The organism is Nostoc sp. UIC 10630, from assembly GCF_010747425.1.
GTDB lineage: Bacteria > Cyanobacteriota > Cyanobacteriia > Cyanobacteriales > Nostocaceae > Nostoc.
Genome location: NZ_JAAGOG010000218.1, coordinates 1 through 11,692, shown reverse-complemented (window position 1 = coordinate 11,692; position 11,692 = coordinate 1). Strand labels below are relative to the sequence as shown.

12 protein-coding genes are annotated in these 11,692 nt (G+C 42.2%); 2 read left to right on the top strand and 10 right to left on the bottom strand.

The annotated features are described in order from the left end of the window. Window positions 1–23 precede the first annotated feature (23 nt). Complete coding sequence (locus G1O98_RS32055) at window positions 24–815, top strand: YdcF family protein (protein WP_163936953.1); 792 nt, start codon at window positions 24–26, stop codon at window positions 813–815. A gap of 120 nt (window positions 816–935) precedes the next feature. Beyond that, on the top strand, window positions 936–1,157 hold the full coding sequence (locus tag G1O98_RS32050) for a hypothetical protein (protein ID WP_012407396.1): 222 nt from the start codon (window positions 936–938) through the stop codon (window positions 1,155–1,157). Window positions 1,158–1,162: 5 nt separating this feature from the next. Here G1O98_RS32050 and G1O98_RS32045 read toward each other — a convergent pair whose 3' ends face one another. The 10 genes from G1O98_RS32045 to G1O98_RS32000 all read right to left on the bottom strand — a co-directional run bounded on the left by G1O98_RS32045 (window position 1,163) and on the right by G1O98_RS32000 (window position 11,358). Next, a complete protein-coding gene (locus G1O98_RS32045) occupies window positions 1,163–1,384 on the bottom strand; it encodes a ferredoxin-thioredoxin reductase variable chain (RefSeq protein ID WP_163936956.1) in 222 nt (73 codons plus the stop codon). Window positions 1,385–2,111: 727 nt separating this feature from the next. Then, the gene (locus tag G1O98_RS32040) at window positions 2,112–2,900 is read right to left on the bottom strand and encodes an SDR family oxidoreductase (protein ID WP_163936950.1); all 789 of its coding nucleotides are present in this window, start codon (window positions 2,898–2,900) and stop codon (window positions 2,112–2,114) included. A gap of 18 nt (window positions 2,901–2,918) precedes the next feature. After that, window positions 2,919–3,740, bottom strand: coding sequence for an NADPH-dependent oxidoreductase (locus tag G1O98_RS32035; protein WP_163936946.1), 822 nt, complete (start codon window positions 3,738–3,740; stop codon window positions 2,919–2,921). A 391-nt stretch (window positions 3,741–4,131) separates the two neighbouring features. Next, window positions 4,132–5,250, bottom strand: a complete 1,119-nt coding sequence (locus G1O98_RS32030; RefSeq protein ID WP_163936943.1) for a sulfonate ABC transporter substrate-binding protein — start codon at window positions 5,248–5,250, stop codon at window positions 4,132–4,134. A gap of 380 nt (window positions 5,251–5,630) precedes the next feature. After that, entirely contained in the window at window positions 5,631–6,392 is a 762-nt protein-coding gene (locus tag G1O98_RS32025; protein WP_163936940.1) for a class II aldolase/adducin family protein, read from the bottom strand. Continuing rightward, window positions 6,385–7,044 carry a hypothetical protein gene (locus G1O98_RS32020; protein ID WP_163936937.1) on the bottom strand — a complete coding sequence of 220 codons (660 nt, stop codon included), beginning with the start codon at window positions 7,042–7,044 and terminating at the stop codon, window positions 6,385–6,387. Before G1O98_RS32020 ends, G1O98_RS32025 begins: the two co-directional genes overlap by 8 nt. A 95-nt stretch (window positions 7,045–7,139) precedes the next feature. Beyond that, window positions 7,140–7,349 (bottom strand): RRXRR domain-containing protein, encoded by a 210-nt coding sequence (locus G1O98_RS32015; protein WP_012407403.1) that lies wholly within the window; start codon window positions 7,347–7,349, stop codon window positions 7,140–7,142. A 133-nt stretch (window positions 7,350–7,482) separates the two neighbouring features. Then, on the bottom strand, window positions 7,483–8,604 hold the full coding sequence (locus tag G1O98_RS32010; protein ID WP_163936932.1) for an LLM class flavin-dependent oxidoreductase: 1,122 nt from the start codon (window positions 8,602–8,604) through the stop codon (window positions 7,483–7,485). Window positions 8,605–9,388: 784 nt separating this feature from the next. Next, the gene (locus G1O98_RS32005; RefSeq protein ID WP_163936930.1) at window positions 9,389–11,077 is read right to left on the bottom strand and encodes an RluA family pseudouridine synthase; all 1,689 of its coding nucleotides are present in this window, start codon (window positions 11,075–11,077) and stop codon (window positions 9,389–9,391) included. A 20-nt stretch (window positions 11,078–11,097) separates the two neighbouring features. Further along, entirely contained in the window at window positions 11,098–11,358 is a 261-nt protein-coding gene (locus G1O98_RS32000; RefSeq protein WP_163936925.1) for a hypothetical protein, read from the bottom strand. Between the last annotated feature and the right edge of the window lie 334 nt (window positions 11,359–11,692).

Here is an 11,692-nt window from a genome sequence, read left to right as displayed (position 1 = left end):
TTCCCCATTCCCCATTCCCCACTATGTTTTTATATCTTTCCAAATTACTGCCACTATTTTTTTATCCACTAGGATTGGCCTGTGTAAGTTTGGTGATAGCATTAGTCACCTTGTGGAAACGACCGCGCACTGCGGCGATCGCAATTGCTTTTACCCTAACTTTATTGCTATTTTGTAGTAACGCTTGGATTGCTAAATCATTAGTGCGATCGCTAGAAAGGCAAAATCTGCCACTCGCCCAAATACCAGTTGCAGAAGCGATTGTGGTTTTGGGTGGCGCAACTAAATCAGCTTTTCCTCCAAGACCTACCGTTGATTTGAGTGAATCGGGCGATCGCGTGATTTATGCTGCACAACTATATCGCCAAAAAAGAGCGCCTATAATCATTCTAAGCGGGGGCCGCATTGATTGGCGTGGTGGCGGTTCACCAGAGTCGGCAGATATGGCAACAATACTCACATCTATTGGTATTCCATCTGAGGCAATTGTTCAGGAACCTGAATCTCTCAATACTTATCAAAATGCTGTAAATGTCCGAAAAATTTTAGAATCTCGTGGCATCAATCAAGTATTATTAGTTACTTCGGCAATGCACATGCCGCGATCGCTTAACATTTTTCAGCGTCAAGGAATTAATGTTATTCCTGCACCCACAGACTTTTTAGTTAGTCAGGGTGAACTGCAAGAACTTGGTGGCACTCCCAAAGCCGCTATACTAAATTTATTACCTGATACCGACAACTTGCACCAATTTACTAGCGCTTTAAAAGAGTACATTGGTTCTTTGATTTATCGTTTGCGTGGTTGGATTTAATAATGTTAGGAGTTGGGAATTATGAGTTATGAGTTATTAATTATAAAATGCCGTAATTGCCTAAATTCCAAAGTTTTAACTTCAAACTCTTAATGACAAATGACTAACTAAATTAACTTTATGTCTAAAAACTTACCTTATATTATGCCATCGCCTCAACCCCAAGTTGAGGAAGCTTTTGCTGCTTACCAAACAACTCACCAGTTCTACCACGAAGTTCGCTCAAGGTCAGAGTTTCAGCGTTATTGTGAGTGGTATTATGCAACAGCAGAGCAGAACCGCCAAGAGCTAAAAAGAATGCGCGGCGAACTGAATATTTTTCAGTGGTTTCGCCGCCGATAAGTGATTTAGATGACTTCTAACTCATTTTCACGTAAATGGGCTTTAAACTTTTTACTAAACTGGACTACAATCGGCAGATTAGCGCTGACTGGTCTGCCTTGCCATTGGGTGGCAATATTGACTACATCGCCTTCTATGCCTTTGATGTCAAAAGCCTGATTCCGATGTTCAGGATGATGATACACTACTACCGAATCTTTAACGCGGACGCGATCGCCAACTTTCATAACAACATTTACACCTAGCATTTGCTTTTCCACAAGTATCTGCTACAAAATATATGATTAAATCGGTTAAAATTCTATTTAATCAGCTATTTCTTGACGCTTCACAGGGGTGCGACGGCGCATTTAACCCTCTTCTGCGTCCAGGCACGTTTTAGCAATCCGTGCATAGTTTTCTAACGTTTTTGCTGCGTTAATAAATATTGCCCTCACCCTCCGTTTTGCCCCAAAAACAGGCAAACAAAAGAAAATAAAGCAATACTTCAGATGTGCTTAGTACTTTGGCAAGAGATATAACCCTTTTATCTTCAGGGTAACTGAAAGTTTTCGGGGCATTCTAGAACCCTTCATTTGTATGAGGGGTTTTAACATCTGGTCAGGAGAATATTTTACACAATTCCCGGAACAACAAGTTCACGACTTTACCGAAAAACTGGGTCTCAAGACCTGTTCTGACTTCGACAGGTTCGAATTTTCGTTAGAAAATTGGGTATAATTTTTCGAAAACACCGTATGGATAATTAATGAATTGCCCGTAAATTAGAATAAATTGCTCAATTATATAGAGATACGCTTAAGGCTAATATCAACTTCATCATAAGTAAGTGGGCATAAATAATTGTCGTTGGGATAAGGCAATAGGCAATAAGTACAAGGGTTTTAGCCTAGTTTATTTTTTTACATAGTTTTATTTTATTGTGCCAACTTACTTAAAATTAGTTGTCAAAGCTCAAAATGTGCCCTGAATAGTTCCGCCATCTACTTGCAGCATGACTCCATTCACAAAGGATGCAGCTGGTGAACTCAGAAATACAGCGACATTTGCAAACTCTTCTGGTTTCCCCATACGTCCTAAAGGAACTGTTACATTGACTCTAGCCATTTCTGCTTCTTTTGTTTCACCACTTTTAGCAATCCGCGCATTGATTAATTCTTCCACCCGTTCTGTATATGTCCAGCCTGGTAGAATGCTGTTGACGCGAATTTTATCGCTACCTAGTTCTTGGCTGAGAGTTTTAGTTAAACCAATCACTGCTAATCGAATGGAATTAGACAAAACGAGATTTTGGACTGGTTGTTTAGTTGAGGTTGAGGTGATGGTCAGAATCGCTGGTGCGGTAGATTGCCGTAAGTGAGGTAAAGCGGACTTTACCAAACGTACCGCACTCAGCAAAGTCAAATTGATCGAAGTTTCCCAAGTTGCCAAATCGATATCGTCAAAAGTACCTGCGGGTGGGCCTCCGGCGTTGGTAACGAGGATATCCAACCCGCCGAATTTCTCTACTGTGGCATTAATTACCCGCTCAATATCTCCTTGATTGGTAACATCGGCACGCAGAGATAGCACTTCTGTACCTGTTTCGCTTGCAATTTCCGCAGCAGTTGTGTCAATTAACTCACTACGGGCGCAGATGGCAACTTTTGCTCCTTCACGGGCAAATTGCCTCGCTGTAGCTTTGCCCAAACCTTTACTAGCAGCAGTTACTAAGGCGACTTTGCCACGGAGTTGCAAATCCATAATCTTGATTTTTGTTGTTTACAGTAGCTTGAAGCCAAGGTGATTGAGAGCTTCCCGCAAGCGATCGCGTCCTCTCAATGACTCAACAGTTGCGATCCTTTGGGCTGAGTGTTCTGACCAATCACCAGGGACATTCATCTTTTGTTCAGTATAGAATTCTTTGATGATGTCGTTGTAGTGAGCGATCGCTTCTTCTTGCTCTGCCAATTTATAAGTTTCACGGTGCAACACGGCTGACTGAGGCAATCGTGGCTTAATCGCTGCTTCTACTTCAGGATTTGGATAGCCTACACACAGCCCAAATACAGCATAAACAGAGGAGGGTAAATTCAATATCTCTGCTACCTCTTGGGGGCGGTTTCTGATTCCGCCGATATACACTGTTCCTAAACCGAGTGACTCAGCTGCAACTGCTGCATTTTGCGCCGCCAAAGTTGCATCGATTGTTGCCATCACAAACATTTCCAAGTATTCCAGCGCATCATGAGATATGCCGCGACTGTCAGCAACGTAACTTAGACGCGCCAAGTCTGCCAACCAAACCAAGAATAAAGGAACCTGCTTAATATGTGCTTGGTTTCCTGCTAATTTAGATAATTCTTCTTTGCGTTCTGGATCTTCAACTGCTACCACACTCCAGGTTTGTAAATTAGAGGAAGTAGATGCAGATTGGGCGGCTGCAATTAACAACTCCAGAGTTCCTGCTGGTAAAGGATCGGATAGATAAGACCGGATGGAACGATGAGATAATAGTGCCGTCAGAGAATCATTCCATTCAATTTCGGGATTGAAGGGAATTTCACCGTAGCGCGATCGCAGTAGTTCTATAGGATTAGTCATAATCAACTCTCAAATTTTCCGATATTTGATAAAAGAAAGGCAGAAGGCAGGAGGCAGGGGGCAGAAGGAAGAAAAAGGTACAAACCTTGCACGCCACTTGCTCATCTTGACTACGAGCCAAGACCGCAGTGGCTCCCCTTGTGGGCAAAAAAATTAAAAACATTCTTTGCGTTAGGAAGCGGCACGAAGTGCGATGCGTCGCACAAGAAAAGATGTGTCCTTGTTCAAACCTCTCCCATAAAGGGAAGAGGTTTCCCTCCTGCCTCTTGCCTCCTGCCTTCTGCCTTGCCGCCTTTAGCGGCCTTGATATTTTATTACTAACACCAATTCCATCCATAGAGGCATACATCTACACATGGCTATGCCTCTACAGTAAATTCATGATTCTGGTCTAAATCTTTGGTGAGAATGCAGCATATTGCTCTTGCGTTAGCACTCCATCTTTGACATTAACTTGTTTAGGAATCAGCTTCAACTGATAATATGTATCAGCAACCTTTTGTTGTAAAGCTATCAGATTATTATCAATTGGCACAATTCCAAAAGTTCGCCTATTAGTAGCTTTTCTCATTGTTGCTATGTCAATTGCTAGCACAGATGATAGAGTTTGTGCTACCTCTTCTCGATGCTGTTTAGACCATTCTTCTAGGCTTTGAATTTCTTCTAAAACTGCCTTGACAGTTCGGGGATTTTCAGTGACAAATTTACGGGTTCCCAAATAATATCCTCCCTGTTTATTAATTCCTGTCCCATCAATCAGAACTCTGGCTTTCGTTGCCTCTTGAGCGGCTGCATAGAAAGGGTCCCAAATTACCCACGCATCTATACTACCCTTGACAAATGCAGCGCGGGCATCAGCAGGCGGCAAATATTTAGGCTCAATGTCTGTATATTTTAATCCTGCTTTTTCTAAAGCTTGAACTAACAATAAGTGGGCACTAGAACCCTTTTGAAAAGCAACTTTTTTACCTTTCAATTCAGTAAGTTTTTGAATTGAGGAATTCTGGGGAACAAGAATTGCTGAACCAGCAGGACTAGAAGCAATACCAGCGACGTAAGTTAATGATGCTCCTGCTGCTTGGGCAAATATTGGCGGTGATTCTCCTACGTGTCCAAAATCAATACTACCCACATTCATGGCTTCTAGTAATTGTGGCCCCGCCGGAAATTCGATCCATTCTACAGATATTCCATTTGGTGACAAACGCTTTTCTAAGACACCTTTGTTTCTCAGCAATATATTCGATTTTTGATAGCCAAATCTTACTACTGTGGCTTTAGTGGAAGCAGAATTATTAACAGATGTCGCACTAGGATTAGAAGAACTAACAGTCGATGGCGATGAACAGGCAGCAAATAGTACGCTCAGACACAGCCCTGTAACAAAAGCCCCCGTCATTGGCAAAGGAGAAGAAAAGAATAATTTGTGCTGATTATTAAATGGGATATTCCTGATTTTTACCAACGATATCCACTTGGCAATGAAACGGCGAAAGATTAGGTTAATCATCAAAATGATTTCTCTGAGCTATATGAATACTATAAACTTATAGGTTTACCGGAGTATATAAATAATTTCAGGAAAATTTGACCAACTTTTGGTCGAGGTGACAAGCATTGTGTTGGACGATGTTTTAAATCCCGTCCAACACCCAATACGGTTCGGTTAAGCCAAGAGACACGATCTATCGCCGTCTCTACAAAGGACTGATTATTGTAAAAACGGCGATTTATCGCGTCTTTATGATCTAGGGCGTATCATCAAAAAAGCTTATCCGAACCGTATTAGATCCAACACCTGCCCTGTTGCCTGTTGCTTTAATAAAAAGAATGGAAAGTGGAAAAACTAATACTTCCTTACTTATTATCCTAGTATCAAAAAATATATTACTAATTCAGCAAATCAGGTTCTTCACGTACAATTCTGTCGTAAAGGGGCTGGAAACTGAACCACCCACTGATACGTGACCCCACTTGAGTTTGTGTTAAACGGGCTGTTTCGTGTTTGATAATAGTAGGTCTACCGGCAGCTTCTGCCAGCAGTTGAGCTTGGCACGATCGCTCTAAACTAATGTACCAAAAGGCAGCTTCATCTACCGTCTGTCCCACAGTTAAAATGCTGTGGTTACGGAGAATTATTGCTTTCTTGTCCCCCAAGGTTTGCGCCAGTCGTTGACCTTCAGAAGTTTCTAAAACCACACCGGTGAAATCGTCAAACAGGGCATGATCTTCGTAAAAAGCACAAGAATCTTGAGTCAAAGGGTCAAGGAGACGACCTAAACTAGACCAGGCTTTACCATAAATTGAATGAGCATGAGCCGCCGCGATGACATCAGGTCGAGCTTCATGAATCTGAGAATGGATGGCGAAAGCAGCTCGATTCACTTCAGCATCGCCTTTAACCACTTCACCTTCTCTGTTAACTAAGAGCAGGTCAGAAACTCGGATATGACCGAAATATGTTCCTAATGGATTGACCCAAAAATGGTCTGTAAATTCTGGATCGCGAGCCGTAATATGGCCTGCGATTCCTTCGCTGAAACCAAATTTACCGAATAGGCGAAAGGCTGCGGCTAGGCGTTGCTTGCGGTGCAGGCGTTCGTCTTCAACTCGCTCGAATACAGGGACTTGTGGTCTACTATACCTAGACATGTTCTTTTTCCTCTTTACAGGGAGCGTTGGAATATCCAGAGCGAAAGGATTTGACGCTATGAGATTCTGGGATGAACTGGTGACGCAAGATACAACCAGTATCATTACCCAAAATATGAATAGATACAGATGCGCTCTGGGATGTAGTTTTGACGGCGTGGATATCACCGTCTGGGGGGAGAAGGCGGTAGATATCGCCTGGTTGAAGCGATCGCACTTCAGTTACTTGTAATTGTGCCTGTCCTTCAGTGTCGCCGTTATCTACACGACGGTAGACTGTTTCTTCTTGATTGCCTTTGTATAAACCAATCAATCCCCAGGCTAAATGATCGTGGACGGGAGTCGTAGAACCTGGGGGAATCACCAAACTGAAGACTGACAGAGAACGATCTTTGGCGCGATAAAGTAGCCACTGACCTATACCACCACCCATCTTGCTTTCAGGATTAATTTGGGCAAACTTTTCAGATAGCCATTCCTGTTGGGCAAGTAGTTCTTGAAAATAGGGTTCTAATCTAGCGAGAGTTTGTGTGCGATCGCTAGCAGTGATAGCGCTAATTTCCCGCACTGTTGCTACAAAGGATCGTAGTTCCTGACTCTCAATAAACCATTGGTCTTCTGGCAATGGTTCTAAGATAGTGTGGTTCGTCATCTATAAACTCCTCACTTGGGGAGGCGACTAAGATTAACTAATTCGTAATTCGTAATTAAATTACGAATTACGTTAGCGTAGCGGGGCGCAGCCTATTACGAATTACGAATTATTTTAATACTAGGGTGAATTTTGAAGCCAAGTTGCTCAAGTTTTAAATTAGATAAAGACTCCTTCAGAATAATAGTAAAGGGATATCGCTGAAACACAGTAGCTTTACCTTGTGACAATAGCAGCCTAGCATGACTGATGCGTACTGGATACAATGGTTCTTGATTGGCATCGAGAATGAATACTTTAGTCATACAATTTTGAAATAATCAAATTATTTACAGCAGCTTTCAGGTATTTGAGTGTTGAATAGCGGGTAGTTAAATTGCTTGAAAATACTCTGTGTAACTTGGGTTTTCAAACACTAAGATTTTATCCCAAGCTCTACTAAGCAATGACAGCTGCTTGTCGCTCGCGCCGTTGCACTTCTGCCCGGACTAAGGGAATCACATCACGACCGTAAGCGATCGCATCTTCTAATGGATCAAATCCTCGAATCAATAGAGTAGTTACCCCCGCATCATAGTAATCCACAAGGGACTCTGCTACTTGCTCCGGCGTACCAACGAGGGCAGTAGTATTACCATAAGCACCAGTAGCGGCAGCAATTGGAGTCCACAAGCGCTTATCAAAAATTTCGCTTTCTTGGGCAAACTGTAATAAACGACTGGAACCCACTGCTTGCGGGCGTGCTGAATTCAAGCTGGGAGCTATCGGCGGTTGATTGTCTGTTTTTGCCGCTCGAATTTCTTTAACACGCGACAGAATTGAATGTGCCCGTTGCCAAGCCTTTTCCTCTGTATCACCCAAGATTGGCCGCAAAGATACACTGAACCGTGGCGATCGCCCCTGTGGTGTTACAGCTTTTACTTCACGTATTCGTTCTTTGATTGCTGCAATCGGTTCTCCCCACATCGCGTATACATCACTGTGCTTTGCACCCACAGGTACTGCTGCACCAGAAGCACCTCCAAAGTACACAGGTATATGGGGCTGTTGCAGAGGCTTCACATCTGAGTAAGCATCTTTCACCCGATAGAATTCGCCCTCATAATCGAAGGGAGTTTCACTTACCCACACTCGACGTACAATGTCAAGATATTCATCTGTACGGCGATAGCGAGTATCATGGTCAAGCCAATCACCATCGCGTTGTTGTTCAGCATCGCTACCACCTGTAATAATGTGTACGGCGATGCGACCATTAGTAAAATGATCCAAAGTTGCTGTCTTGCGTGCAAAGAGCGTAGGAGCCACGAAACCAGGGCGATGAGCGATTAAAAACTTCAACCGTTCTGTTGCAGCCGCCGCAAATGATGCCACAGTTAAGCTATCAGGGCCAGTTGAACCATAACCAACCAGTACGCGATCAAAGCCACCATCTTCATGTGCTTGAGCAAATTTGCGAACATAAGCGGCATCTATGGAACCTCCAGTGATTGCAACTCTTGGCCCATCTAACTCAGATATCTGTCGTGTTCCAATCATTCCAATAAATTCAATTGGCATGGTGCATCTCTTTTTACATTGGGAATTGGGAATTGTTCTCCATTTATCTTTTCTACTTAAATAGTTGGAGGTAAGAAGACATAGTGAAATTTCTGTTTCGGAATATTCTTTTTTCCAATACTTTTAATAACAGATCCTTGCCTGCACCAGCTAGATTAACAGCAAATTTTTTACATACAAATAGAGCAGGTTTACTCATAGAGGAATCGCTATGCATTGATCCGGATAGCGCTAATTAATAAGCTATGAAGGTATTTGATTGAGTGTTGTGGCAATAAAAATAATAACTTTTTGAACTGGGCCAACAACTTTTTTTTACTCCTTTGATTAAAGAAAAGATAAGAATGAGAGTCTAAAAGTAAACTCCAGCACTCTCGTTCTTACCACTCACTAGGGATTTTCAAGGATAGATCAGGCAATCTTGTGAAGTAATCTCACAATAATTCGTTGGATAGGTTTATTGTGCAGTTTTTTAGCTGTGATATTAATTTCCGTAAGTACGGCAAATCGGTCGGATAACCGTTGAATTAACTACAAGCAAAAATTATCACATACAAATTAAAAAAGCAATGGGCTAGCCCTTTCAAAGTGAGTAAAAATTTTGGTCAATAAATTCCTCTTTAAGCTCTATACTCTGTGTCCTCTGCGCCTCTGCGGTTTAAAAGTATTTTTTTAACCACAGAGGCGCTGAGAGCGCTGAGAAAAGATAAGAGATTTTACTAGTCACCTTGAAAGGGCTACTGTTAGGGCAGACAAAGCTATACTTTGATTCTTGGGAGTTCCGTCAAAAGGGTGTAATCGCTTTTAAATACAAGGTTTTTTTTAACTGTGGATGCTCAAAATGAAGTTCTCTAGCGTGTAGATGTAAGCGACTGGTAACTGCATCGCATCCATAAAGGCGATCGCCTAAAATAGTTATCCCAAGTCCTCGCACATCAGCCGCATGAACCCTCAATTGATGGGTGCGTCCTGTTAGTGGCGTAAATTCTACGCGGGTGTAATCTTGTTCTCTTGCCATTACTTGGAAGTTTGTCAAGCTGGGTTTACCGTTTTGCCAATCAACTTTTTGATAAGGGCGATTTTCAGGATCTCCCCACAATGGCAAGTCAATTACACCTTGGTCAGCGATCGCAACACCGGAAAGTATTGCTTCATAAACCTTGTGAACCTGGCGTTGCTGAAACTGCTGGCTGAGTTGCCGATGAGTTTGGCGATCGCGTGCTAACAACAAAACCCCAGAAGTTTCCTGATCTAGGCGATGCACAGATGCAAGCGCCATCCCATCGGGTAACAGATGACGTAAGCGACTCAAAACACTATCTTGGCGATCGCGATAACGCCCAGGTACCGAAAGTAATCCAGCAGGTTTGTTTACAGCAATTAACCATTCGTCTTCATAAATAATGGGTAAAGTGACATCTCCCCCTTCCCTGGTAGGGAAGGGGGCTGGGGGGTTAGGTCTTAACCCTGAGAGCAAAAACCCCATCAATGGCTGACATCGTTCGATACACGCGCCATAAAATTCTCCCGGAATTTTGTCCTGATTTGCTGAAGATGCACCCCACCAAAACTCTGCCATTGCTAGTGGTTTTAAATTATGTGTTGCCGCATAATGCAGTAACTTTGGGGCGCAACAATCACCTGTGCCAGTGGGCGAACCTCCCGGCATCAATTGCTGTAATGATAGCGATCGCCCGGAAAAATTAGTCAGGCTGTAGCTAGCCTGCATCTGAGCTTGTAATTGACGCGATAGGGCTTTCCGCTGTTGTTTCAGTTCGCTAATTCGCGCATCCGTTGCTGCAATTAACTGCTGGAGAGGTTGTAATACTTCATTTTGCTGGCGTTTAAGTTGTCGTCGCTCAATTCCTTGCTGACGACTTTCTTCGTCGAGTTGTTCAATGGCGATCGCGAGTGCTTCTGGAGTGAGCGTATTGCAGATTTGTTTACGTTTTTCCTGTCGTTGGTGTTTGCAATGACGATGGCGATCGCTCATTGCTTGCAACTGTCGCTCAAATTCATCAGATAGGGTTTCATACTGCTGACGTTCGGTTAGTTGCTTCAAACAAAGAATTTCCTGTTTGATCTTATCCAACTCAGCTAAAGTGCGGGCTTCCTCTAAAGCAACTTCGTCTCGTCCTGGAATTGGTGGAACCCAACCTGCAACCAAATTGCAACCATTCAAAAGACCGGAAAAGGCTTTCAGTACCCGTTGTTCGCCATTAGGCAGTTCAACCAAAAGTATTCCATACATCTTACCTTCACGAGAATAACAGTCATTGTTGGTAAGTTGTTGCATGAGTCCGTGAGCGATCGCTTCAGACATTGAGGTGCGGGGTAATCTTAAGCGATGTCTACGACTGGCTACGCCTACGCCAGTTTCAAGACAACGCCCTTCGTACCAATAACTCGGAGATAAATCGCTGACAGCAAAATCGCAGTCGATGAAATCTGAAAGTGTGTGCAGAACTACCATACAGCGTTTATAGGAGACCTTTAACTAGCAAAGACAAAATTTATATTTAATTTTGAGAAGTCAACGGTAAGAAACTTGTTATTATCCAAATTTAACGAAGGAATCAATGTAGACAGTTTACTAGTTACATCAGATAATTGATCAATTACACTATCAGGAACATTGCTTATGTAGATATCAGAAGCACCACCGAATATTGTCTCTAATTGTACTGGAGATAGCCCGTGCAGAAATATTTCTATATCAATAGAACGTAAGTCAGAAATTACTATTTTAGCCATTGCATTACTTTTTTGAATCAGATTTTTTTTGATTTCAACATTGCAAATTGTTCTCTGATTATTTACCAGCAGTCAGAGTTCAACAATCATTAATTTAGTCAAAAATCCTCTTGTTTCGGTACATCTTGTTTTTTGAGGAGTTGGTTTGACTCTTCAATTTTTACACTATCAACTATACTTTCAATAGTTCTTGCATGAAGCTTTTATGTTGAAAAAATATTTTATATAAAGATTTAATAAAAAAATTAGCTGTATGTATAAATTTTCAGGACATAATCAAATTAGTTTTGTCTTAAAATTAACTGTCAAAAGTGAGATATTTAAACTTATATAG

Excerpts from the sequence above, each read along its gene's own strand:
- G1O98_RS32045 (WP_163936956.1), bottom strand. The coding sequence starts at position 1,384 with ATGAAAGTTGGCGATCGCGTCCGCGTTAAAGATTCGGTAGTAGTGTAT.
- G1O98_RS32010 (WP_163936932.1), bottom strand. The coding sequence starts at position 8,604 with ATGCCAATTGAATTTATTGGAATGATTGGAACACGACAGATATCTGAG.
- G1O98_RS32040 (WP_163936950.1), bottom strand. The coding sequence starts at position 2,900 with ATGGATTTGCAACTCCGTGGCAAAGTCGCCTTAGTAACTGCTGCTAGT.
- G1O98_RS32025 (WP_163936940.1), bottom strand. The coding sequence starts at position 6,392 with ATGTCTAGGTATAGTAGACCACAAGTCCCTGTATTCGAGCGAGTTGAA.
- G1O98_RS32055 (WP_163936953.1), top strand. The coding sequence starts at position 24 with ATGTTTTTATATCTTTCCAAATTACTGCCACTATTTTTTTATCCACTA.
- G1O98_RS32000 (WP_163936925.1), bottom strand. The coding sequence starts at position 11,358 with ATGGCTAAAATAGTAATTTCTGACTTACGTTCTATTGATATAGAAATA.
- G1O98_RS32020 (WP_163936937.1), bottom strand. The coding sequence starts at position 7,044 with ATGACGAACCACACTATCTTAGAACCATTGCCAGAAGACCAATGGTTT.
- G1O98_RS32035 (WP_163936946.1), bottom strand. The coding sequence starts at position 3,740 with ATGACTAATCCTATAGAACTACTGCGATCGCGCTACGGTGAAATTCCC.
- G1O98_RS32005 (WP_163936930.1), bottom strand. The coding sequence starts at position 11,077 with ATGGTAGTTCTGCACACACTTTCAGATTTCATCGACTGCGATTTTGCT.
- G1O98_RS32015 (WP_012407403.1), bottom strand. The coding sequence starts at position 7,349 with ATGACTAAAGTATTCATTCTCGATGCCAATCAAGAACCATTGTATCCA.
- G1O98_RS32050 (WP_012407396.1), top strand. The coding sequence starts at position 936 with ATGTCTAAAAACTTACCTTATATTATGCCATCGCCTCAACCCCAAGTT.
- G1O98_RS32030 (WP_163936943.1), bottom strand. The coding sequence starts at position 5,250 with ATGATTAACCTAATCTTTCGCCGTTTCATTGCCAAGTGGATATCGTTG.